General features: G+C 46.3%; 17 protein-coding genes, 1 tRNA gene and 1 pseudogene. 12 read left to right on the top strand and 7 right to left on the bottom strand.

The genetic code is table 11. The features are described from left to right. The first annotated feature begins 196 nt into the window (after positions 1 to 196). From RLO19_RS23965 to RLO19_RS23950, 4 genes are all read left to right on the top strand, one after another. Positions 197 to 958, top strand: a complete 762-nt coding sequence (locus RLO19_RS23965; RefSeq protein ID WP_446359902.1) for a choice-of-anchor W domain-containing protein — start codon at positions 197 to 199, stop codon at positions 956 to 958. Positions 959 to 1,109: 151 nt separating this feature from the next. After that, positions 1,110 to 2,051 (top strand): TIGR04168 family protein, encoded by a 942-nt coding sequence (locus tag RLO19_RS23960; RefSeq protein ID WP_446359907.1) that lies wholly within the window; start codon positions 1,110 to 1,112, stop codon positions 2,049 to 2,051. Positions 2,052 to 2,081: 30 nt separating this feature from the next. After that, positions 2,082 to 2,166: transfer RNA gene (locus RLO19_RS23955), tRNA-Ser, on the top strand. A gap of 95 nt (positions 2,167 to 2,261) precedes the next feature. Further along, the gene (locus RLO19_RS23950; protein ID WP_446359901.1) at positions 2,262 to 2,729 is read left to right on the top strand and encodes a DUF3531 family protein; all 468 of its coding nucleotides are present in this window, start codon (positions 2,262 to 2,264) and stop codon (positions 2,727 to 2,729) included. Between the two features lie 56 nt (positions 2,730 to 2,785). Here the strand turns inward: RLO19_RS23950 and RLO19_RS23945 are convergent, their stop codons facing one another. Continuing rightward, positions 2,786 to 3,778: a ribose-phosphate pyrophosphokinase gene (locus RLO19_RS23945; protein WP_446359900.1), complete on the bottom strand. Its 993-nt coding sequence runs from the start codon at positions 3,776 to 3,778 to the stop codon at positions 2,786 to 2,788. A gap of 485 nt (positions 3,779 to 4,263) precedes the next feature. Between RLO19_RS23945 and RLO19_RS23940 the strand changes: the two genes are divergently transcribed. The 3 genes from RLO19_RS23940 (at position 4,264) to RLO19_RS23930 (ending at position 10,803) form a co-directional block, all read left to right on the top strand. Next, on the top strand, positions 4,264 to 6,201 hold the full coding sequence (locus tag RLO19_RS23940; RefSeq protein WP_446359899.1) for a protein kinase domain-containing protein: 1,938 nt from the start codon (positions 4,264 to 4,266) through the stop codon (positions 6,199 to 6,201). Between the two features lie 43 nt (positions 6,202 to 6,244). Continuing rightward, a complete protein-coding gene (gene bioD, locus RLO19_RS23935) occupies positions 6,245 to 6,922 on the top strand; it encodes a dethiobiotin synthase (protein ID WP_446359898.1) in 678 nt (225 codons plus the stop codon). A 389-nt stretch (positions 6,923 to 7,311) separates the two neighbouring features. After that, entirely contained in the window at positions 7,312 to 10,803 is a 3,492-nt protein-coding gene (locus RLO19_RS23930) for a diguanylate cyclase (protein WP_446359897.1), read from the top strand. Positions 10,804 to 10,873: 70 nt separating this feature from the next. Here RLO19_RS23930 and RLO19_RS23925 read toward each other — a convergent pair whose 3' ends face one another. Together RLO19_RS23925 and RLO19_RS23920 are read right to left on the bottom strand one after the other, a co-directional pair. Continuing rightward, positions 10,874 to 11,986 carry a glycerate kinase gene (locus RLO19_RS23925; protein WP_446359896.1) on the bottom strand — a complete coding sequence of 371 codons (1,113 nt, stop codon included), beginning with the start codon at positions 11,984 to 11,986 and terminating at the stop codon, positions 10,874 to 10,876. A 232-nt stretch (positions 11,987 to 12,218) separates the two neighbouring features. Beyond that, the gene (locus RLO19_RS23920) at positions 12,219 to 12,575 is read right to left on the bottom strand and encodes a DUF565 domain-containing protein (protein ID WP_446359895.1); all 357 of its coding nucleotides are present in this window, start codon (positions 12,573 to 12,575) and stop codon (positions 12,219 to 12,221) included. Between the two features lie 166 nt (positions 12,576 to 12,741). Here RLO19_RS23920 and RLO19_RS23915 point away from each other — a divergent pair, with 166 nt between their 5' ends. Both RLO19_RS23915 and RLO19_RS23910 read left to right on the top strand, forming a co-directional pair. After that, the gene (locus RLO19_RS23915) at positions 12,742 to 13,326 is read left to right on the top strand and encodes a hypothetical protein (RefSeq protein ID WP_446359894.1); all 585 of its coding nucleotides are present in this window, start codon (positions 12,742 to 12,744) and stop codon (positions 13,324 to 13,326) included. 167 nt (positions 13,327 to 13,493) lie between these two features. Beyond that, positions 13,494 to 15,425: an ArnT family glycosyltransferase gene (locus RLO19_RS23910; RefSeq protein WP_446359893.1), complete on the top strand. Its 1,932-nt coding sequence runs from the start codon at positions 13,494 to 13,496 to the stop codon at positions 15,423 to 15,425. A 105-nt stretch (positions 15,426 to 15,530) separates the two neighbouring features. On the opposite strand, the pseudogene RLO19_RS23905 reads toward RLO19_RS23910, so the two are convergent. The 3 genes and pseudogenes from RLO19_RS23905 to RLO19_RS23895 all read right to left on the bottom strand — a co-directional run. After that, positions 15,531 to 15,746, bottom strand: a pseudogene (locus RLO19_RS23905) (class II aldolase/adducin family protein); the annotation flags it as partial. 59 nt (positions 15,747 to 15,805) lie between these two features. Further along, entirely contained in the window at positions 15,806 to 16,750 is a 945-nt protein-coding gene (locus RLO19_RS23900) for a 2-keto-4-pentenoate hydratase (RefSeq protein ID WP_446359892.1), read from the bottom strand. Between the two features lie 235 nt (positions 16,751 to 16,985). After that, complete coding sequence (locus tag RLO19_RS23895) at positions 16,986 to 18,668, bottom strand: GH3 auxin-responsive promoter family protein (RefSeq protein WP_446359891.1); 1,683 nt, start codon at positions 18,666 to 18,668, stop codon at positions 16,986 to 16,988. A 393-nt stretch (positions 18,669 to 19,061) separates the two neighbouring features. On the opposite strand from RLO19_RS23895, the gene RLO19_RS23890 reads away from it, so the two are divergent. Beyond that, on the top strand, positions 19,062 to 20,000 hold the full coding sequence (locus RLO19_RS23890; RefSeq protein WP_446359890.1) for a cupin-like domain-containing protein: 939 nt from the start codon (positions 19,062 to 19,064) through the stop codon (positions 19,998 to 20,000). A gap of 448 nt (positions 20,001 to 20,448) precedes the next feature. On the opposite strand, the gene RLO19_RS23885 is transcribed toward RLO19_RS23890, so the two are convergent. Beyond that, complete coding sequence (locus tag RLO19_RS23885) at positions 20,449 to 20,628, bottom strand: hypothetical protein (RefSeq protein ID WP_446359889.1); 180 nt, start codon at positions 20,626 to 20,628, stop codon at positions 20,449 to 20,451. Positions 20,629 to 20,930: 302 nt separating this feature from the next. Between RLO19_RS23885 and RLO19_RS23880 the strand changes: the two genes are divergently transcribed. Both RLO19_RS23880 and RLO19_RS23875 read left to right on the top strand, forming a co-directional pair. Next, on the top strand, positions 20,931 to 22,454 hold the full coding sequence (locus RLO19_RS23880; protein ID WP_446359888.1) for an MFS transporter: 1,524 nt from the start codon (positions 20,931 to 20,933) through the stop codon (positions 22,452 to 22,454). A gap of 349 nt (positions 22,455 to 22,803) precedes the next feature. Continuing rightward, complete coding sequence (locus RLO19_RS23875; protein ID WP_446359887.1) at positions 22,804 to 25,041, top strand: molybdopterin oxidoreductase family protein; 2,238 nt, start codon at positions 22,804 to 22,806, stop codon at positions 25,039 to 25,041. Positions 25,042 to 25,095 lie beyond the last annotated feature (54 nt).

Below are 25,095 nucleotides of genomic sequence, written 5' to 3'. Positions count from 1 at the left end.
GAATACTTCCCTAGTTCGGACTAGCCTCTAAGCCTAATTGGTTAGGCGTTGGGTAATGCCAAGACATCTTGGACTGGGTGGGCGAAGGGACTTATTACAGGGTTTGCTGGTTCCTGGGATTATCTCCATTTAAAAACCAGCATTTAATTGTAAAGCTTTCTTATAAAGACAGGGTTTGGGACCCAAAGGAGTTTCGATGAATACGATACAAAACAAGCTAGTCACCACAACATTGGCGGTGGGAGCCTCTGTCCTCGGTTTTGGCATGTTATCTCAACCTGCTGCGGCGATTAATTTAACCTTTGTAGGCGAGGGTGATATTCCCCCCCCAAACTGGACTAACTTGAACTGGACGGTGGAAGGAAGAGCGGGTGCTAAAGGCTTTGCCGACTGGGAGTTTGCCACCAAAGAAGATGATGGATTGAGAACTGTTGAGCAGTTGAACTGGAATTGGCAAAATGGTCAAGAAGTGCCATGGATGTTAACGTGGGATGGGAATACCGTTTCCTTTAGCCTCGGTGGGCGAACCATTGCCTTTAACCAAGAGAACCCACCTGCTAAGTCTTTTAATGGCTTTTACCTCTGGACAAGAGCAACAACGGCATCGGGTAAAGTCGATCCTGAGACTAAAATGTTTCTGGAAGTCAACCAGGTTAATGGAATCGCTGTCAATCCAGTGTTCAGTTCCGCTATTGCCCCCCCAGGTGAGGGTAACACCACTATCACGAAAAACTATTTTGCTAGTGATACCTCAATTACATCGCTTTCAGGTATTGCCAATATGAGTTGGCTACTGGGTTCTCCTAATCCTAACCAAGCGAATGCTCGTTCGCTAGTGGGCTTGAAAATAGAAGGATTTTATGATCCCGTTTCAGTACCAGAGCCAGGTACAGTTGCAGGAGTCTTAGGGATGGGGATGTTGGGTGTCACTTCGGTGCTATGGCGTAAAAGAGCTTAGAGTAGAGGGCGAGCAGATTAAAAAAGTGGACACGATTTGTGTATTTCCCTAGCTGTTCGCCCAGATCAGCCTCCATCGGTGTTTCGTGATTAAGCCAACGAGTGCGGCTTTTTTTATGCTGGAAGGGGGGAATAATTAAGAAACCATGAATATGACCAGTCATAATCAGCCATCTATTAAAATAGCCGTCGTTGGTGATGTTCACGATCAATGGGAAGCACAAGACGCGATCGCACTCCAACGGTTGGGTGTTGACTTGGTGCTGTTTGTCGGGGATTTTGGCAATGAGTCGGTGGGTGTGGTTGAGCGAGTTGCTGCGGTTGATCTGCCCAAAGCCGTGATTCTGGGAAATCACGATGCTTGGTATACCGCATCAGCTTGGGGACAGACAAAATGTCCATACAACCGTCAACAGGAAAATTGGTTACAAGATCAGTTAGAGGCGCTCGGAGATGCCCATGTTGGTTACGGATATTTGGACTTTCGTGATCTTCAGCTTTCGGTAGTCGGGGCTCGTCCGTTTAGTTGGGGGGGATCAGCATGGAAAAATCAGGATTTCTATCGAGATTGGTATGGGGTAAACAGTTTTGAGGAGTCTGTTGAACGAATAGTCGCCGCCGCCAAAGCGACAGAATACAACAGGATTCTGTTTTTGGGTCATAATGGACCAACGGGGTTAGGCGAGGAAGCCGAATCGCCTTGTGGTAGGGATTGGCATCCCTTGGGCGGTGATCATGGGGACCCGGATTTTGAAGCCGCGATCGCACAAACTCAGGCGCTGGGAAAACAGATCTCCTTGGTCACATTCGGTCACATGCATCACCGATTACGCCACACAACCAAGCGATTGCGAACTATTGTCACCACCAGTTCACAGGGAACGGTGTATCTCAATTCAGCCAGTGTACCCCGAATTGTGAAAACGGAAACAGACCGACTGCGAAATTTTTCCCTGGTGTATCTGAAAGAGGGTGTGGTGGCTTCAATTTCTCTGGTTTGGGTGGGAAATGACTATTCTGTAGTGCTAGAAGAGTTTCTCTATCGGCGCCCTCAACCCGTTGGCGGACAATTTGTTTCTAGACAGTCGCCATGAACGCTTAGGCTTGGTATGATAGATAAGCCTGGAGAGGTGGCAGAGTGGTCGAATGCGCTCGACTTGAAATCGAGTGACTCGAAAGAGTCCGTGGGTTCGAATCCCACCCTCTCCGTTACTGTTGGGGAAGCTGGGGAAGCAGTCTTGATTCCGATTCCCTGTTTCAGCTTAACCTTGTCAAATTTCTAGATAACTGATGATTGATGACCTATGCGGGTAGAGTTTCGCGAGTATAACCCATTCGATTTGTGGATCTGGCTAGAGTTTGCCACAGTTCCTTCCCCCATGGAAAAAGATTATATTGAAGAGTTATTCAATTCATGGTTTTACCTGGGAAAATTGGGAGGATTTGATGCGGAAAATCTCCAAGTGCAGGAGACAGGTGTGGATATAAGCTATATGGAGTATGATGACCGAGAAACAGACAGCACCCTCATGGCACTGATGCATAATCAAGGAGACTTTGATTATCAGGGAACCTGGGGACGCTGCTGGTTTGATTTAGGTACATCAGATGCGATCGCACTCGATGTTCTGATCAATTCCCTGAAGCAACTGTCTCAAGAATATGTTCACATCGAACGGCTGATCATCGGCGGTGAGAATGAAGATTGGCCCGTAAAAAGCCGTCAAGAATCTCTGTTTTACGAGTCTCAGGATAACGGAAGAGCGCGGTGACATCCTCTGCTCACCACGCCTTAGGGGTTTGGTTACCAAACCCCTACTGAATGGGGTTAACTAAACATGCTGCTTACTGAACTATCTTCATGAATGCGCCAGATGGTTTCTCCCAGCAAGTTGGCGACTGAAAGCACTGTAAGCTGCTTAAAGTAATTGTCTTGGGCAATTGGAATTGTATTAGTGACAATCACTTCCTCAAAGATTCCACTAGAGAGGCGTTCAATCGCAGGTGGCGAAAAGACCGCGTGAGTAGCACAAGCATACACTTGCCGCGCTCCCTCTTGACGCAGAATTTTGGCACCTGCAGCAATTGTCCCCGCCGTGTCAATCATGTCGTCTACCAAAACAGCCGTTTTGCCGTTGACATCTCCAATCACATTCATGACTTCTGCGACATTATGCGCTTGCCGTCGCTTGTCAATAATCGCTAAGGGCGCATCATTGAGCTTTTTGGCAAAAGCCCTGGCTCTCGCTACCCCACCTACGTCGGGGGAAACAACCACCAGATCAGGTAATTGCTTGCTTGCCAGATAGTCCAAGGTTACTGGAGAACCGTAGACATGATCGAAGGGAATATCGAAATACCCTTGGATTTGGGCAGAGTGTAAATCCATAGCTAACACCCGATTCGCGCCCGCCTCAGTAATCAAATTTGCCACTAATTTAGCGGTAATTGACTCCCGTCCTGCGGTTTTGCGATCGGCTCTAGCATAACCATAATATGGAATAACAGCAGTAATCTGCCGTGCGGATGCTCGCCGACAGGCGTCAATCATAATCAGCAACTCCATCAGGTTGTCGTTTACCGGATGGCAACTGGGCTGAATTAGGTAAACGTCGCACCCACGGATGGATTCTTGAATTTGGATGTATAACTCGCCATCCGCAAATCGTTTGCGAACCATTGGTCCGATGTCCATGCCCAAATAGCGAGCAACCTCTTGTGCCAGTGGCACATTGGCAGACCCTGAAAACAGTCGGAGACGATTATTATCCGCGATTAGCGGCAGCGTAGGCTGAAGCGTTAACGTTGCAGAACGGCTCACAGCAGACCCTCGAAGCTCATTTCAAGGCAATCTTAACATTTGCTGTTCTCTATCGTTCTACTATTTCTCATAAATTGACAAATCGGGCAATCGTAATCCTTGCCCCCAAGCCCAAAGATACCACTGGTTTTAGATTTGCTGCTTTGGGATGCTGCCTAAGTTGTTCATTTCATCCATTTGACGCAGTAGTTTTTCCATCGAATTGACTGAAATATCCAATTATTAATCAAACTCATCCCAACAGGCTGAATAATTATTTCTTTTTTTATAAACTCGTGAGCTAATACCCCATTTAAATGCATGACAGCTTAGCCAAATGCCCACAATCGGGAGAAAGGGACTAACCCTAGAGATAGCTTAGCCTAGGTACGTCACATAAAATAAATGTAATAAATGCCAGGAAGTGACCTTCTTCTCATAAAATTTATAGTTGTAGACGAGGAAATCACCATCCTGTTTTCGCCTAAACTCCAATTCACAAGCTCATGGAACAACCGATCGCCTCTGGAACTATTCTGCAAGCCCGTTACCACTTGATCCGGGTTCTGGGTCAAGGGGGATTCGGTCGCACTTACCTGGCGGAAGACCTGAATCGGTTTAAAGAACTCTGTGTCCTCAAAGAATTAATTCCGCCTCAGATGGAAGCCTATACGTTGGAGAAGTCCAAAGAACTCTTTCAACGGGAGGCAACCACCCTCTATCAAATTAAACACCCTCAAGTCCCCGAATTTAGAGCCACCTTTGAGCAGGATGGACGGTTGTTCTTGGCACAAGACTATGTTGAGGGGAAAACCTATCGAGAGTTACTCAATGGGCGCTTAGAAGGGTTGGCGGGCAATCCCACACCGGGATCGGAAGCTGTGGGTATTCCGACGCCACCTCAGAGTACGCCAATGGGAAACCCTGTCTTCTCAGAAGCCGAAGTTAAGCAGCTACTACAGCAATTATTACCCGTACTAGAACATATTCACAGCAAGGGAATCATCCACCGCGATATTACTCCCGATAATATTATTCTGCGCGAGGGCGACAAACTCCCCGTATTAATTGACTTCGGTGTGGTCAAGGAACTCGCTACCCGTTTGCAGTCGCCGGATATGGCAACCCCAGCCACAACAGTTGGCAAACTCGGCTATGCCCCCAGCGAACAAATTCAAACGGGTAAATCCTATCCCAGTAGTGACCTCTATTCCCTGGCGGTAACCGCTGTTGTCCTACTGACAGGCAAAGAACCTAGGGAATTACTGGATAATACCCAATTAACCTGGAACTGGCAACGATGGGTTAGTGTGAGTGACGAATTTGCCCGGATTCTGAACCGGATGCTAAGTTATAGACCAGGCGATCGCTACTCATCTGCAACAGATGTATTACAAGCCCTGCAATCTCCGCCTCCCCCAGCCGCCTCTACACCCGAACCAAACGCCAATGTCTCACGTATGGCAACAGTAGCCGTGGGACGACCTCCAGAACCGGAAAGGACACCAGCTAGAACAGCAGCACCGTCACAACCCGTAATTCCGGAACCCGATAGTGATTCGATTTGGGAAAAACCTGGGGTTATTGTGGGATTGGGTACAGTACTGGCTTTGACGGTATTGTTGGGTTCTTGGGCAATTTTTAGCCGATTAAGAGAAGAACCGACTCCCCCAGAAATAATTGGAGCGTCTCCTTCCCCCACTGCAACGGAATCACCGTCTCCTTCTCCCACTGCAACAGAGTCCCCTTCACCCTCACCTACTCCTACCCCACCCCCACCCTATAGTCAGACGTTGAATCTGTCTGTTGGTGAACAACGTTCTATAGAACGCTCATTACAGCCGAATGCGATTGTAAACTACAAGATTCAGGCAGAACAAAACCAGACCTTGGAGGCATTTATTCCCACCGAAGGCGTCTACATGACCGTGATCGGACCCGATGATCAACCCCTAGGGAATCGCGCGACACGGGTGCAGCAATGGCGAGGTCAACTCCCCTTTAGCGGGGAATACACAGTTCAATTAAGTTTAATTCCGGGACTTCCAGAAACCGATTACCAACTTAATTTAAACTTAACTGAAGCTCCCCAACCCACACCTTCGCCAACACGAAGTCCATCTCCCTCTCCCTCTCCTTCTCCCACTTACGAAACCGAACAGCTCAATGTTGAAGGAGAAGCCATCCAGTTTCAAGGTCAAACCGCACCGCAACGGGTAAAACGTTACCGTGTTAATGTGGAATCCAATCAGCAATTAGCGGTAGAAGTTATTCAAGGGAATGTCACGTTAAATATCCGCAATCCCAATGGTCAGCTTGTCGAAGATGCCTCAAATGTAAACTTTTGGCAGGCACAATTGCCTCAAGGAGGTAACTACATTATTGATGTGATTGCTCAAAGACCAACCAATTTTACACTAGGTGTCAGTCTCACTAATCCTTAGGTCAAAGTCAAACAAAGAACAAAAGACAAAGGATGAATGACTAATGACCAAGACATTACTAATTACGGGTACAAATACCGATGCGGGCAAAACAGTATTAACTACTGCCCTCGCCGCCTATTGGCAAACCTATTATCCACAAAAACGTCTGGGAATTTTTAAGCCCATTCAAACGGGAATAGGGGATTGGGAACATTATCACCAGTTATTGAACCTGGATCAAACCCCTGAAGACATTGCTCCATTACAATTTAAGCACCCTGTCGCCCCGCCCGTCGCGGCAGAACGGGAAGGGCGAGGGATAGAATTAAAGGGAGTCTGGCAGGCATTCAATCGCCTTCAGCAGGAACGGGATGTTGTGTTAGTTGAAGGACTAGGAGGACTCGGTTCACCTGTAACCCATGAGTTAACCGTGGCAGATATTGCCAGAGATTGGAAACTACCCAGCGTGATTGTGGTGCCTGTGGAACTAGGCGCGATCGCACAAACGGTGGCAAATGTTGCCTTAGCACGTCACTCGGGCGTTCTCCTGAAAGGAATCGTCCTCAATTGTGTTCAGCCTCGTTCAGCCACAGATATTGCCGATTGGACACCCATTGAGTTGATTCAGTCGCTGACACAGGTTCCCATTTTAGGTATCTTGCCCCATTTAACTGATCCTACTGACCTGAGCAAACTAGCTCAAGTGGCATCTGAGTTAGAAATAGAGAGATTATTCTAGTATAGCAACCGCCATAGCGGTTAGGACGCATCATTTTGTAGAGACGTTGCATGCAACGTCTCTACAACAGTTGGTTTGTCCTAATCGATGTGTCTACTGCTATATCAGGGAAAATCTTGGTGCTGTTTTAACAATTCAATCAAATCCCTTGAAATACCTGAAGTTCTGTAACAGGTATATCAACATCATGGCGAATATCAAGGAAAATTGGAAAACTACCAACTACTTTTTCCAGGTAATCACCCATTCCCAATAATTTCCTGGGTCATCTACGTGATCTCTTCCCTTAATCAATCCATGATTAAGCAGCTTGACATTTAATATCCCCAGGCATTTTAGTCCAGTTAAGGGCTAATGACTAATCACAAATGACCCATCACAAATGACCAATGACAACCCTAACGTCTGCTATTGACCGCTATCCGCTGACGGTTACGCCAGACACCTGTCTGTGCGACGTCATCGCCCTCCTCAATCAAAGCACTCACTCCTGCCCATTTCCATCGGGGACAGAACTTTTGGGTTCAATTCATAGCGATGGAACAGATGGGAGCTGTGTCTTAGTCATAGAAGGCGAGGAGTTAGTTGGGGTGATAACATCGCAGGATTTGGTTCAAATTATAGTATCAGGAAGCCCCCTAGAAAGTCTTCATGTTGCCGAAGTGATGACTCGGCAAGTGATTACACTCAAGCAATCTGAGTTACCCGATGGTTGGCGAATTCTGAATTTATTTGAATACCATGGTATTCGTCACTTACCCGTTGTCAATGATCAACATCAATTGGTAGGAGTTGTGACACCTGAGAGCCTGCATCATGTTTTGCCATGCACTGAACTGTTGAAAAGGCGTCGAGTTGCAGAGGTGATCACACCCGAATTTATTCATGTTTCCCCGACAAACTCCGTGCTAACTATAGCACAACGGATGGCAGAATATAGAGTTAATTATGTAGTCATTGCAGAACAACAGGAAAACAGGCTCTCTGAGGGGATAGAGTCGTCAAATCCAGCCGATTCAAAACCATTTTTATTCCCCATTGGTATCATTACCGAACAAGATATTGTCCAATTTCAGGCATTGGCACTTGATTTAAGCTTGCCAGCTCATACATTAATGAGTTTTCCACTACTGTGCGTGAGTCTAGAAGAGTCGTTATGGAAAGCCCATCAGAAAATGCAGCAGTGGCGAGTACAGCAATTAGGAGTCTGTAGCCATCAAGGAGAATTGTTGGGTATGGTTACTCAAACCAGTATCTTACAAACCCTTGATCCAGCACATTTGTATGGCGTTATTCAAGACTTACAGCAGCACCTGAGTCAACAGGGTCAAATTATTGCCTCACTTCAAGCTGAAAATCGGCAGCTGCGAAAAAATAGCGATGGGGAAGATGGGGGTAAGTTTAGTAACATCAGGGTGACAAATAACAGTAGTAGTGAAACCCAACCCGACAGACAGGCTATGGCAGATCTGATTCCTCAAAACGCAGAGGATAAAAGAGAAAACTCCTGGGATAATGTAATACCCATGGAACTGAGGGAGTGCCAACAAGGGCAAGGGATTCTCCAAAATTTAAACCGTATTCTCAAAACTCTGAGTGAATCCCACCGAATCTTGGTGAGTGCAACCCAAGAATCTGAGTTATTTCAGAATATTTGTCAGCTAATTGTGGAGGTAGGAGGTTATCAGGGAGCGTGGGTTGGCTTGATAACTGACGATAATAATTCTGATAATAACCCTGATCTAAAACAATTGATTATGCCTGGGGTAAACGAATCTTCAGGTGAGTCTCCTATCGATAAAGTTCTGCAAACTGGACAACCGATAGTTTGTCGCCATATTGAAACTGATCCGAAGTTTACACCCTGGCGATCGCATACTTTACAGCAGGGCGATGAAACTCTAATTATCCTGCCATTACAGGTTAAAGATCAACCGTTGGGTGTGTTGACTATCTACGCAGTTAACTCTGGAGCATTTGCGCCGGAAGAGGTGCAGTTATTGAAAGAATTAGCCAATGATTTAGCCTCCGGTATTGAAGCTTTACACATCCGCATTGCCCGTGAACAAGCTGAAGAGGAACTGCGACAAAGCGAAGAAAGATTTCGGACAGTTGCTAACTTTACCTATGACTGGGAATATTGGCTTAACCCGGATGCTCAGTTTATCTATGTGTCTCCTTCCTGTGAGCGGATTACGGGGTATTGTGCCGATGAATTTCTCCAGGATGCGAGTTTATTGGAGTCGATTATCCATCCAGAGGATCGAGAAAAATTTGCCCAGCATAGGTGTGATACTGCGGTGAATCAGAGGGTGTCAGGAATTGATTTTCGCATCCTGACTAAAACCGGAGAGTTGCGTTGGATCTCCCAGATTTGCCAATCTGTGCAAAGTGCTGAGGGAGATTGGTTGGGAATACGAGCGAGTAATCGGGATATTACAGAACGAAAACAAGCCGAGGAAGGGTTAAGAGAGAGTGAAAAACGTTTCCGGAGTATGTTTGATCAAGTTGGTGTAGGCATTGTTCAAGCCACTTTATCGGGTGAGTTTTTGTGGGTTAACCAAAAGTTTATTGATTTAGTTCAGTATAGTGCTGAGGAACTGCAAAACAAGACGTGCAAAGAGATTACTCACGCTGATGATGTTGACCAGGAACTTAGTTGCCTGGAGCAGTTATTGACAGGAGAAATTGATACCTTCTCCCGTGAAAAACGCTATATGCGTAAAGATGGATCTGAGGTTTGGGTGAATTTAAGTGGATCGCTGATACGGGATAGTCAGGGTGAACCGAAATCTTATATTGGTGTGGTGCAAGATATCCGCGATCGCAAACAGGCACAAGCAGCGTTACAAAGACTGAATGAACAACTGAAAGGGCGGGTAAATGAACTAGGTATCCGCAACCGAGAAATGGTGTTATTAGGAGAATTGAGTGACTTTCTCCAAGCCTGTTTAACGGTTGATGAGGCATATCACGCGATCGCGACGTTGGTTGCTCCCTTATTTCCAGAGAGTTCGGGTGGAGTATTCGTGATTAATCCCTCTGAGAATTGGGCAGAAGCCATGGCAACTTGGGGAACCCCTTTGGCGAGTCAGGCGCTGTTTTCGCCTAAGGCATGTTGGGCATTACGTCGGGGACGTCCCCATTGGGTAAACCAGCCACAATCAGGTTTACGCTGTCCTCATATTCACTCAGACATCTCTCCCTTAGAATCCTTTTGTGTGCCAATGATGGCACAAGGAAAAGCGTTGGGAATTTTATATATTAGTTCGCAACAACCGGGACAATTGACGGAGGCGAAACAACGGTTAGCCCTAACGGTGGCGGAACATTTAGCCCTGTCGTTAGCGAATTTAAAATTACGGGAAACGCTGTCTCAACAGAGTATTCGAGATGCGTTGACTGGGCTATTTAATCGGCGTTATATGGAAGAGTCTTTAGAGCGGGAAATTCATCGGGCGCAGCGTCATCAGCGACCGATGGGGATTATTATGTTGGATATTGATCATTTTAAACATTTTAACGACACCTTTGGTCATGAAGCCGGGGATATTGTTTTACGAGAATTAGGCATATTTTTACAACGAAATGTTCGGGCGTCGGATATTGCTTGCCGTTATGGGGGTGAGGAATTAATGCTAATTTTGCCAGATGCTTCACTTGCTGATACGAAGCAACGGGCAGAACAAATTCGCCAAGATGTTAAGGATTTGCAGATTGAGTATCACCATCAACTCTTAGATGCGATCGCGATTTCTGTGGGTGTGGCGGCGTTTGCTGAACATGGTTCCACGGCGGAGGAATTGATTGCGGCGGCGGATCGGGCGCTTTACCAGGCTAAAGCCCAAGGGCGCGATCAGGTGGTTACAGCAAGTAGCTAGAGCATAATGCACTCGGATTTATATTATGGGTGAGAAAGCCGGACATGATATGATAATTTTGTTAAGTAAATTAAAGCGCTGGTTGATAAACCCGATCTGGTGTATGATCTGGATTAATTTCAATTACTAAATCCACCCAATCCGGATTGTGAATTAATGGCGTAATAAATAACTCTGGATGCAGCGCTTTCCAAAAATACTTGACAAACTCATTAATTTGTGAATCACTCATCCCCGATTTCCCCGTCGCCATCATTTCCGCCTCCGCCTGACGCCGCCACTGCAAACTCAGGCGATAATCAATAGGATAAAGTACCATTAAATGGTCTAAGCGTTCCCACAAGGGTAAATAGGCTTTAAGTTGTTCATTCATATCCCGTGCAAAAGCGCGATCGCTCTCTGTTTCAATGGGTACTGGAGTAGCCCCCGCAAACACAGTCGCCGCAACGGGACGCACGCCGACAAACCACCCTTCAAATAACACAATATCCGCATTTTGTACAGGTTCAAAATCCGTGCGATCGCCTGCACCTTGCCAAGCAGATTTATCAAAGCGGGGGACTAGAATAGAATCTGAGGAATTGTGCGATCGCAACTCGTCTAATACCTGCACCCCCAACTCCACATCATGAGTTCCCGGCGGACCCCGCCAAATCAGACGCGGATCTTTCTCTCGCAGGCGCTGTCGTTCTTGATAGGTTTTATAAAGGTCATCAATAGAAAGGCTAAGGGTACAATATCCTAACTGGGCTAAAATTAACTTCAACACAACCGCCAATGTGGTTTTTCCCGTTCCCTGTCCGCCTAATATTCCCTGAATTAGTGGACGCCCTAACTGTTGTCGAGATTCCGCCAATTGTCTCGCCAAAGGAAGCCATAAGCGCCACAGAGATAGGATAATATTAGTTTGAATAGACTCAGAATTTTCTCTATTATCCTGAATTTTCTGAGCAAAGGAGGGCAAAGCAAGAACATCAGTATAGACAGATAGAAAAAGACGCGATCGCGCCTGTAGTTTTTCCTCCACGTTATCTGATGTAATTCCAAAGGCTTTCGCCCGTTCCGGCTGTCTTAATTCCGCTGTTACTAATTTTTGCCAAGCCGATGAATTTGGTGGTTTTCCTGATATCCATTGGTTAAGAATGTCACCGAGAGAGGAAGACGGGGAGAGGGGATGAGTCATAAGTCTTAAGGTAGGGACGGGTTTAGCCACAATTACAATTGTAGGGGCGGGTTTAGGAACTTAATTGGCTTGTCACCGATAGCCTATCAACAAAACCCGCCCTCCCTTATCCCTTAGTCGGGGCGGGTTTAGTTGCATCTGGGTGAGATCAAAAACGATAATAGTCAAACCCGCCCCTACGCAGAATTAAAAATTATATCTGACCTGATAACCTGACGAATGACAAATGACACTATGAACCCAGTTTAAAGGCTTCCAAAAACATGCTATAAACCAAACCAATTTTCAGAGCATTCACAGTTTCAATGAACCATGAAAATCTAGAAGCTCTGCTCACAGAAGGCAAACGCTGACGATTTCTGCCATAAACAATCCGGCTCACTGTTTCCGTGAAAATAATTAAAATCCCAGCCGCAACTACATCCCAGTCAGCGGTTTGACCGGCTGTCGTTGAGAGCGCACTTCCGAGGAAAACGCCCAACAGCAAACCCAGCAAAATTATGGACAGGCGTCGCCAGGGATTGGCAAACCACTGGGCTAACCTTGCCAAGATCACATCGACGATAGTATTAAGACGAGTATTTTGCATCGATCAACCAGAAATCAACCACACACTGACCATAACCACTTAGCCTTTAAGAGAAAAATAACACGGTTTTGGTCAAGCTTGTTTCAATGAGAGTAGGGGCTGGCAATTCGTTTTGTTAGCACCCCCCCAAAGACGTAGTGGTGCAGAGTCAATCCCCTCAAAACGAATGAAAACACTAAACTATATGCTTTATCCAGTATTTATCATCGTACTCCTTTTAGGTGTTGCCGGACTGGGACTAGGATTATTTGAGTTCAAGGTTTGGATAGAACCCCAATCCTCAGATACAGCATCATTACCCTCTGTGATCAAATCACCAGAGGTTCCTGAGATGGAAACGGCTCAACCCCTCTCCCCAACATTATCACCACTCTCATCAAAGTTACCTCCTGCAGAGGCTTCACCCTCTCCACCCCTTGATCCGGTTGCTCTAGCGGCGCAAAAAGGAGGGTTGCGAGTCAGCAATTCTACAGAACATCCGGTGCGGGTGGCGCTGTTAGAACGCCAAACGGGTTCAAAGGCTTACGCCAAACCCGCCCACTGGGATTTTTCCCCTATGGAAGGAGGAAGCCAAGGGCTGATTCTTTCACTTCCACAAGATGATCTGATTTTGGAAAAGGGAGATATTATTGTGGCATTTGCCCAAGATGGCTCTCGTTTGTATTGGGGACCTTATGTAATTGGGGAAACGCCTGTACCCCGGTGGAATCAAAAGACGGGCGAATGGGAGTTAGTTTTGCAACCGTATTAGGTTTTGTACCAGACGTTGCATGCAACGTCTCTACACTGTTGGATGAGGAACTTGATGGGGTTGTCCGAGTCAAGGAAGGGGGACATTATGAGCGCGGCTCCAGCTAGATTAAATTTGGGGCGGTGACGGTTAATGTTGGCTTTTCGTGACAAACTGGTTGAAGTTAAATGAAGGATAGGGTCGCTAAAACAGTGACAAAGTGGTGGAATGTTTGGGAAAAGCATCCAACTCGTTTGTGGATGTTCTCGGTTTTAGGGTTAAGTGCGATTTGCTGGGTGGCTTTTTTATGGAACTTAGGTAGTACGGGTTTGGTTGATGAAACTGAACCGTTATTCGCGGAAGCCGCCCGCCAGATGACGGTTACAGGAGACTGGATTACACCGTATTTTAACGGGGAGACTCGTTTTGATAAACCGCCTTTAGTCTACTGGTTAATGGCGATTGGCTATAACCTCATTGGTGTGAATGAATGGGCGGTTCGACTTCCCTCAGCAATGAGTGCGATCGCGCTCACAGTTTTGGGCTTTTATACGCTACGCTATTTTGGCATTTCCCGTCCCCGTACCCTGGTTGATGAAAATTCCTCTGAATTAGAAGACACCCCAAAACTCCCTAATCCAGAACGTCAACGCTGGTTATCTGCTGGAATAGGGGCTGCGCTAATTGCCTTTAATCCCCTAACCTTAGTCTGGGCGCGGACTGGGGTTTCGGATATGCTACTCTCTGGCTGTATGGGAACGGCTCTGTTGTCGTTCTTTATCGCCTATGTCCAAGGGGAGACAAAAAGACAGGGAGATGGGGAACAAAATAGCCGAAACCATGGAAATGCAAAAGGTGATCCCCAACCCATTTTAGGTTTTTCATCCGGTTGGTATTTGGCGTTTTATATCTTAATTGCCTTAGCGATTCTTGCCAAAGGACCGGTGGGAATTGTTCTACCCGGATTAATTATTGGTGCATTTCTGGTGTATCTGGGGAATTTTTGGCAGGTGGTGCGGGAAATGCGCCTGTTTTGGGGATTGGGCATTATTGGGGTTCTAGCAATTCCCTGGTATGTGTTAGTTACCTTGGCGAATGGCGAAGACTATATCAACAAGTTTTTTGGCTATCACAACATTGAACGCTTTGTCGGTGTGGTGAATCACCACTGGGCACCTTGGTATTTCTATTTTCTGGTTGTGTTAGTCGGCTTTGCCCCTTGGTCCTGTTATTTACCCCTCGCGATCGCACGGTTGCGGTTTTGGCAGGTTCAACAATGGCGTTGTTCCCCTCGCGCTAGTCAGTTAAGTTTATTTGCTCTGTGTTGGTTTGCGGGTGTGTTTGGCTTTTTTACTATCGCTGTAACTAAACTCCCCAGTTATGTTTTACCCTTAATGCCCGCAGCAGCAATTTTGGTGGCATTATTGGCAAGTGATTTACTCACCTATCAGAGCCCTCAGCCTCGGTTGGGGTTACGGCTGAGTGGTGGGTTTAATGTGATCCTCCTCCTGGTACTCGCGGGGGCAATTTTATACAGCCCGAATATAATTGGCTATGATCCAGCCGCGCTGAACTTATCGGAAACCCTGCAAGCGTCAGGATTACCTTTACGGGGAGGTATTGTTTGGGGAAGTGCTGCTGTAGCGACGGCGATCGCATTATGGCAACGTCGGGGATGGCGTTGGTTAGGAATGATTAATTTTGTCGCATTTGTGGCGTTTATCATCCTCGTGATCACACCCGCCGCATTTGTGTTGGATCAACAACGTCAGCTTCCCCTACGAGAATTATCTGCGATCGCGGCTGAGGTTAACCAACCGTCAGAAGAGTTATTGATGATGGGGTTTGAAAAGCCCAGTGTCGTTTTTTATTCCCAGCGATCGGTCAATTATTTTGACGAAGAACATAAACTGATTGCCTACATTGATAAAATTGCCAAAACCAAACCAAACCCTCCCTCGAAGCTGGTTTTAATTGAATCTAAGCGATTCAATAAACTCAAGAAAAACTGGCTAAAAATCAATGAATATACCATTATCGATCAAGGGGGTGCCTATCATCTGATCCGAGTTTCTAAACAACTCGTTGCCCAAAAGCATCAGCCTTCAGGGGAACGGTAATTCTGACTTTTCACGGTATGTGGTGCCTCTGTAGGGGCGGGTTTCACGACTATCTTTTTGGTTGCACAAGAGATTTAACTAAACCCGCCCCGACTCAGGTTTCTATACAAACAAATGATCCGTAAATTCGGGGTCACGCACCGTGATATGTCCCGCAATTCCTTCATCAAACCCGTAGCGGGCAAATAGACGGAAGGCGGCGGCTAAGCGTTGTTTGCGGTGGAGGCGTTCCGCTTCTTTTGAGGTAAATGTCGGCGGTTGGGGGAGTTGAGTTGATGTTGAGGTTTGAATTGCTAATTGGGGATCAATTGAAGCAACCATAAATAGTAACTAGAAATATATTTTATAAATTATAACATTTTTAACCCAAGGCAGTTTAACTATTCAAAACTCACGGATATCTCAACAGCCTCCTGTTCCGTTAAGCCGAAATATTGAGCGCGAATGGTTTTTCCTGATTCTACAGGCATTAATGGTGTTATTGTTCCTAAGGATAATAAATCCCCTTTTTTCAGTCGCTTACCCCCTGATTTCAGGTCATCACGCAACCATAAAACCACATCTAAGGGATGCTCTAATAATACATTACTTTTACCTGTGGCTAATTCTTTTCCGGTTTCATCCACTATCACTAATTTAATATTACCTAACCGTTCTTGCCATTCTGGAGTAGCCGCCAAGAGAATCGGTTCACCCACAATTCCCAAACGCGCACCCACATTAATCGCGATTAAGTCAGCGGCGTCTAATTTTACCCCAGATTCATAGATTAAATCCGGCAATTCTATAAACGGAATCACCGCATCTAAGGCGGCTAAAACCTCCTGGCGAGTCGTCGCTTGATTAATCGCCTCACTCCCCACTCTCACGATTAAATCCCCTTCAAACAGTGGACGTGCGCCAAAATTAGCGGGTACGATTGACCCACTGGGTAGGAGCATTTGTGCTAAGAGAATCCCGCGTAAGGGATGAGAGACATTAAACTGTTTTTGCGCGGTTGTACTCGTGAGTCCTGCCTTGTAACCGATACTTTGTCCTAAAATAGGAGTGAGTTTTTCTATGAAGCGATCGCGTAATTGTTCGGCTGCGGTTACAGTTAAGTTGGGTGGCGCTGTTTCTAGGGGGATGCGGTTGACGTAATGGGTGACTAATTCGTCCAGAAATCGGGAATCCGGCGTTATCACCCCGCCAGCACAAGACAGTTCATCCTTGGTTTGACAAGGGGTGCGTTTCGCGCTTTCTGTCCCTTGAACAGCGCCTAGCCCAAAAATTTGACCCCCTAACAAAATTGTGAGAATAGCAGATTGCCAATAGTGTTTAGTCATTCGTCATTCGTCCTTTTTTTGTTCCCTTATCTTCCTAAGGTTTCACGGTAGGGGCGGGTTTAATTATATCTGGGTGTAACCGAAAAGATAATAGTAAAACCCGCCCCTACACTATTTGCCTATGGGGATTGGGCGAAGCATTTGCGTTGGTACGTTGGCATAAAACCGAGAAATCTGGGCGCAAATGCTTCGCCCCTACACCCTACACCCTACACCCTACACCATTTTTCATTTTTCAATCTTTTGGTAATCTGATTTCTTCTAATACATCTAACCCTGCCAAAAACTGCCGATCATTGCTAATATGAGGAAACTTCAACTGAGAATCAGGAACGCCGCGTTCTAACTGACGCTGACGCACAATGGCAAAGCTACCCGGTGCTAATATCCGTAGGCGGGGCGCTGGGATATAATTATCAGGTCGCTTTACCGCATAAGACATATTGGCTTCTTGCAGTTTGCGGTCAAAACTAGCAAGGAAGGCTTGGGGATTTTCTAGATATTGACCGGGCGCTAACTCAATATTGACTAAATAGTGAGTGGTGGTAATACTCTCCGATAGCGTCAGACAAAAGTCTTCTAAAGGTACGTCAAAGTCCTGTTGTAAGGCTTGCATCACCTGAGTTGCATGGTGTTCTGTCGTCTTCTCTGCAGTCGCCGACATTGTTCCCCCGCGACGATAGCGGAAGACAATCAAAGGCGTCTTATTGTAAAATCCAATAACTTCCACCACATCGCCAATATCGTAGCGATAAAACCCACTATAATTTGTAGTTAAAAGGCGATAATTTTCCCCAATCTTGACCTCAGTCGCCAGTAGAGTTTTGGGATGTTGAGCCTCCCATTGGTCTTCGGGAACAAATTCAAAGAAACCGCTTTCAATCGCCAAGACACTCCCATCGGTGTCTACATCAGGATAGATACTAAATGTGGCTTCTGCGGAGGAATAAACCGCCCCAAATACAGGCGTATCGCCAAAATAATCGCCAAAGCGGTGAAAGTAAAAATCCGATGTACCGCCGCGTGCGGTGGCGACAAAGGATAAATCTGACCAAACCCGTTTCGGGGTTAGGCGTCCCTCTTGGTGTAAAATATCTCGTAGTTCCTGCGCCCGTTGGGGATAAGCGGACCATTGATGCTCTAGTTGTAACCGAATCCCTGATTCTAAGTCCAGCCAGCCAGCTATTGTCCCTTTTTCTAAATCCCGAATTAAATCTTCGGCGTAGGTTTCCAAATAACTTGCCGTTCGCAGCAGGAGCATGGGAAAATTAGCAATGATCCCCCGCATGGTGCGATCGCGTAGAGCAAAGAGTAAACAAACATAGTGGCGGACTAGGCTATCCCCTGGTTGTAGGGTTTCAAAGGGATGGGCAAACAGTTGTTGGTACAGAAACTTTCCCATCCGCAAGACGCCAACACTGGCATAACCGTACCGAATCCCTTCTGGGGTTTGTCCCAGGGGTTGCACAGAGTTGGTAATCAAGAGTTTACCAAACTTACGGTTGCGAACTCTCAGCGCATCGGCTAAAAAACCCATACTGGTTAGATTAGCCCCGCGCAAGGAATTCTGAAACCGCTTAGTCACTGGAATCAGCTTTTTTGAACCCGTGGAACCACTGGTGAGATTGATATAAACAACGGGATCAGGGGTTAAGATATTCGACTCCCCGTTGAAAATACGTTCCGTGTAGGGTTCATAACTACTATAGGGCAAAACCGGGACGCGATCGCGAAATTGGTCAATGGTTCTAATCTCCCTCAACCCCCATTGACGCCCTAGTTCAGTATTCTGATACTGTCTCAGTAGCGTCAGCAGAAACCGTTCCTGTACCGCCTCCGTCTGATGAGTCTTATTCACGAAATTGGCTTTAACCTGTCGGGTTAGCGCGGTTAACAGGGGCAGTACATAATTTGACATAACATCCTCACACCAGTTAAATTTGAGCGGACATTGGGCATTTCTGGTTAGCCAAATCCGTTTTTAGCGATTTTCCAGACATTTGCGGCATTTTATGGTATTTTTCATACCGAACCCTTGCCCATAGTCATGTCCTTGTTTGCCAATGACCGATCACAAATTCCATCATTTTTGTCATTGCTTACATAAATTGTCAAGTTTTTCCCGATTCTCTCGCACATTGTTCCCCCCTAATCCTTAGTTTCACTAAATCTGTCTGACTGTACTTCACTCATTTAAGAACCGCTATAGTTTTTGTTCCCTTTTCCCAGTTAAACCTTCCCGACATAGGCTAGAGGTTTCAGTCGCTTACCTAACCATTGACAATCTATTCTGGCGGAGTTTGATATGCCAATGAACCTTTCAATCTCTTCTATACCGCTTGTCAATATATCCACACTCACACCCGAACAGTTTAGCCAACGCTATCAACAAACGGGTACACCTGTCGTCATTACCGGATTGCTGGAGAATGAACCGGACTGGACTTTGGAGTATCTTTGTGCAAAGATTGGCGATTGTAAGGTTATGGTTCGGAATTATGAGCGGGCTAAGTATAAGACCGGACAGTCTAAACGTTCTCCTGTAGGCAGCGGCGTTGCCTTAGAAACAATGGGATTCTCGAACTATGCCGAACTTTTACGCTGTGGTAACGTTCAAGAGAATGACCTTTATCTAGGAAAACTTCCCCTAAAAAATACAACCCTGACGAATACATCGGGCTGGAAAACCTTGGGCGAAAAACTGGGGTTAACTCATCCTGTCACTGATTTTAAGATGTATATGGGTTCAGGCATCCATCACTCTGGATTGCATTACGATATCATGGACAATACCCTCATCCAAGTTCATGGGGTCAAAAAAATCGTCTTATTTCCTCCCTCTCAAACCTACAATCTTTATCCCTTTCCCATCCTCTGTCATTTACGTCATGGGATGAAATTGCGGTGCTGTTTTAGTCAGGTGTCCTTAGAGCAGCCAGATTTTGCCGCTTTTCCTAAATTAAAGCAAGCCCTAGAACATAAACAAGAGGTGATTCTAGAACGAGGAGACACGCTTTACTTACCTGCCGGATGGTGGCATGATGTGAGTGGAATTGATGATACCATAATGTGTTCAGTCAATCGATTTTGGCGCATTTATCCCACCAGACGCGCTTGGCTTTCTTGGCAGAAATGGCGTTCTATCCTGGGGGTTTTCTGTGCTATTCCTTATCTAGGAGGCAATTTCATCGCGGCTTTATTTCAGCCTGATCCCCAACCAACGATTCGCCAAATCTTGTACAGAATTTAATAGCTAAAATGGTGGCATAGATTTTACGATTAAATTGGGCGCACGGGGCGTGCATTGGTGTCAACTTAAGTCACAACCCTTACTCATTCTAGTTTCCAGCTTTAGGGTGGAAATGCTCCTTAAGCGGCTCCAGCCGCTTGTCAAAGGAGGCGGAGCCTCAACAGAGGCATTCCCAGGCATAGCCTGGGAACGAGAGTGATGGTAGGGGCGGGTTTCACGATTAACATTGATTGACACCTAACAGATGACTCTAAACCCGCCCAGATTAATTGGAATGGTAGGGGCGGGTTTCACTATTAACATTGATTGACACCTAACAGATGACTCTAAACCCGCCCAGATTAATTGGAATGGTAGGGGCGGGTTTCACTATTACCATTGATTGACACCTAACAGATGTCTATAAACCCGCCCAGATTAATTGGAATGGTAGGGGCGGGTTTCACTATTACCATTGATTGACATAACAGATGACTCTAAACCCGCCCAGATTAGTGGGAATGGTAGGGGCGGGTTTCACTATTACCATTAATTGACACCTAACAGATGACTCTAAACCCGCCCAGATTACCAGTTTGGATAATTCACAACGGTGATTTGCCATGCCTTCCTGTTCCAGACGTAGCATGACGTCTCTATTATGTTTGAAAATAATCATGCAATAAAAGAATTAATTTTATGCATTCAGTGCATATTTAATCAAATTTTGTAATTAAATATACGAAACATCTCAGGCAAGGGTGTGATTGTTGTACCTGAGAGCGGGGAACCGTAAACAAATTACTTCGGTTAATTGAGAGCGAGGGAAAAGGGTACAAGTCTATCCTTGAGCGATGATTGCCTTAGCCATTGACGAATTCAGTGGATGAGAAAATTGCTCGATTAAATTAGACCCCCATTCTGGAATTTTTACACATAGGTAAGTAACTGATGCTACAAGAATTATGGTCATTTCGCGGTCGATACCGCATCTTACATTTAACTTGGTTTGCCTTCTTTCTATCATTTGTTGTTTGGTTCAATTTTGCTCCACTAGCGACAGCCGTACAAGAAGAGTTAGGTTTAAGTGCGGCACAAATTCGCACCTTGGCGATTTGTAACGTAGCGCTGACTGTACCGGCTCGGATTATTATCGGTATGTTACTCGACCGTTTTGGTCCACGGTTAACCTACTCGGTACTGCTGATTTATGCAGCCATTCCTTGTATCGCCTTCTCCCTAGCTCAAAACTTTAGCCAATTAGTGATCAGCCGTTTAGCGCTGAGTATTGTGGGCGCAGGCTTTGTGATTGGTATCCGCATGGTGGCGGAATGGTTCCCCCCCAAAGAAATTGGCTTGGCGGAAGGGATTTATGGGGGATGGGGTAACTTTGGTTCCGCCGCATCCGCCTTTACCCTACCCACGATTGCGGCGTTATTGACGATTGGCGCTGGGGGTGGAATGATCAACTGGCGACTCGCGATCGCACTCACAGGTATTATTGCGGCAATCTATGGCATCATCTACTACAGAAGCGTTCAAGATACCCCTCCTGGTAAAGTTTATCAGAAACCCAAGCGTCACGGTGGCTTAGAAGTCACCACAAAGCGGGACTTTGGATTCTTGATGCTGATGAATGTTCCTCTGGTGGGGATTCTGGCTGTCTTGGCTTGGCGCTTAAGTCAAGTGGGTTTCTTAGATCAAACGGGATTAATTATCACCTGGTTAGCGCTGTTGGGTTTGTATCTGTTCCAAGCTTATAAATGCTGGGATGTAAATAAAGAATTGATGACGGCTAAAAAACGGTATCCTGCTGATGATCGTTACGACTTCTCTCAAGTCGCCCTTCTGGAATTAACTTATGTGGTTAACTTCGGTTCAGAATTAGCCGTTGTTTCCATGCTTCCCGCCTTTTTTGAAGGAACATTTGGATTAAGTAGGCAATTAGCGGGAATGATTGCAGCTAGCTATGCGTTTATGAACCTAGCTTCACGCCCCGGTGGCGGATTAATTTCAGATACCCTAGGAAGCCGTAAATGGACGATGACGGTGTTGACAGGGTGCATGGGGATTAGTTATCTGATGATGAGTACCGTAAATGGGAGTTGGTGGCTACCCTTGGCTGTCATTCTTACCATGGGTTGTTCCTTCTTTGTCCAAGCCGGTGAAGGGTCTACCTTTGCCATGGTACCGTTAATCAAGCGCCGAGTCACGGGTCAGATTGCGGGTAATGTTGGGGCTTATGGTAATGTTGGTGCTGTTGCTTATCTGACTCTATTCAGTTTGCTCCCCGAAGGCGATATGGGTAACCGAGTTTTCTTCCAAACCTTAGGAGTTACTGCATTAGTCGTTACCTTCCTCTGTTGGTTCTTCCTCAGAGAACCTAAAGGATCTTTTGCGACGCATCATGAAGGTGAAGAAACCGAAATGGCAATGGAAAGTCTGCCGGTTCTGGCGGATGAACAACACCATTGATGTTGATAATTCATTATTAAATTTGTAGAGACGTAGAATGCTACGTCTCTACAGGTTTATGGGGGTAGATTTACGTAGGAGTAAGCCGTATTATTAAGTCCGAAACCGATAAATTTATTCAAGAATGCTTCGCCCAAATCCCCGCCATAACCTAATTTGAATTGGTATTTTAGGAACAAATTTTTTGATCAGCATTTATCTGATGCATTTTTTTCATGTTTGATAAAAAATTGTTGCTTTTTATACCAAATGAACTCATTTATTTCTTTAATCTGAACTAAAAGCTAGTTAAAAAATGATAACTGAAAAATGTGACAACATAAGACAAACAACGAAGGACAAATAACAAATGACTGAATCAACAAAAACACTTTGTCCCTATTGCGGTGTCGGTTGTGGTTTAGAGGTAACACCACCCGCCCAATCCGGGAAAGCCACTCATCGCGATAGTGAAGGAACACCAATATGGCGAGTGCGGGGCGATCGCGATCATCCCTCCAGCCAGGGAAAGGTTTGTGTCAAGGGAGCGACGGTGAGTGAATCCTTGGATAAAAACCGTCTGAAATATCCGATGATGCGAGACTCCCTAGATCAGCCATTTCGACGAGTCAGTTGGGATGAAGCCCTAGAGCGCATCGTCTTGCAACTGCAAACTGTCCGCTTTACCCAAGGACCTGAAGCGATCTGCATGTATGGTTCTGGTCAATTTCAAACCGAAGACTATTATATCGCCCAAAAATTACTCAAAGGCTGTCTGGGTACAAACAATTTTGACGCCAATTCTCGCCTCTGCATGTCCTCGGCTGTATCGGGTTATATCCAGAGTCTCGGCTCAGATGGACCCCCCTGCTGCTATGAGGATTTGGAACAAACCGATTGTGCCTTTTTAATCGGTACAAATACAGCCGAATGTCACCCAATCGTATTTAATCGCCTGCACCAGCATTGTAAAAAGAACCGTAAGGTAAAAATGATTGTGGTTGACCCTCGGCGTACCACAACCGCAGAAGCCGCCGATTTACATTTAGCGATTCGCCCGGGTACGGATATTGATCTGCTGAATGGAATTGCCCATTTACTCATGCGTTGGGGTAAAATTAATACCCTATTTATTGATGAATGTACAAGAGACTTTCCCCTCTACGCCGATATCATTCGCCACTATCCCCCCGAACTTGTGGCGCGTAAATGTGGGATAAGGTTAGATGAACTGGAGACAGCGGCTCGATATTGGGGTGATTCCCAACGGGTGCTATCTTTGTGGTCAATGGGGATGAACCAATCCTCGGAAGGAACTGCGAAAGTCCGCACGTTGATTAATTTACACCTAATGACCGGAACCATTGGTAGACCGGGATCTGGACCCTTTTCCCTCACCGGACAACCCAATGCGATGGGGGGACGGGAAGCTGGGGGACTGGCACATATTCTCCCCGGTTATCGCTTGGTGAAGAATCCCCAGCATCGGGCAGAATTGGAACAGTTGTGGGGACTCAAGCCGGGGCAAATTTCCCCAGAACCGGGTTTAACGGCTTGGGAGATGATCCTGGGGTTAGAGACGGGGGCGGTAGGGTTCCTCTGGATTGCGGCGACGAATCCGGCGGTGAGTATGCCAGATTTAGAACGCACGAAAGCGGCGTTGAATCAGTCGCCGTTTACGGTGTATCAGGATGCCTATTATCCTACAGAAACAGCAGCCTATGCTCATGTTATCCTTCCTGCCGCCCAGTGGAGTGAAAAAACGGGGACGATGACGAATTCTGAACGGGTGGTGACGTTATGTCCCCAATTCCGCAACCGAGTTGGCGAATCTAGAGCCGATTGGGAAATCTTTGCTGAAGTTGGGAGGCGTTTAGGGTTTAGGGAACAGTTTGACTTTACCGATTCGGCGGCGGTGCATCGGGAGTTCGTGCAACTCACCCGGGGGCGGGTTTGCGATATGACGGGTATTCGCTATGAGCGGTTACAGGAGGGTCCGATTCAGTGGCCCCATCCGGAGGAAAACCCGGATGTAGGTAACGTTTTGCCCACAACCCCTGATGTGACTAAACCCGCCTCGACATCCAAACGATTGTATACGGATTGGCGTTTTCCTACCGCTGATGGACGGGCAAAGTTTGCCGCGTATCACTCACGGGGATTGGCAGAACCCCCGGATTTGAATTATCCTTTAGTCTTGACAACGGGACGCCTTTATGGTCATTGGCACACCCAAACTCGGACGGGTCATATTCCCAAGATTCAGAAAATGCATCCACAACCGTTTTTGGAAATCCATCCCCGTGATGCCCAGAAACTAGGGATTGAAGAGGGGAATTGGGTAGAGGTGCGATCGCGTCGCGGCAAAAGTCGTTTTCCGGCGAAAGTTACTTCTGCGATCGCGCCAGGAACAATATTTGTCCCCATGCATTGGGGGGCGCTGTGGGCAGCCAATTCTGAAGCAAACACCTTGACACACCCAGAGTCTTGTCCGGATTCTGGCCAACCGGAGTTAAAAGCTTGTGCGGTGCAGTTGAGTTTAGTTCCAGAATCCTCAGAGGTGTTATGGGAAAAGGAGGATGAGCAACAGTCGATTTTGGGCAAATAATTCTGATTTGATTGTCCACCTGGAAACCGTAGGGGCGCATGGCGTGCGCCCGAT

The sequence above is a fragment of the Coleofasciculus sp. G2-EDA-02 genome (assembly GCF_040226375.1).
Lineage (GTDB): Bacteria > Cyanobacteriota > Cyanobacteriia > Cyanobacteriales > Coleofasciculaceae > Coleofasciculus.
The sequence above is the reverse complement of the archived record's forward strand: the minus strand, read 5'-3'. Positions and strand labels throughout refer to the sequence as shown.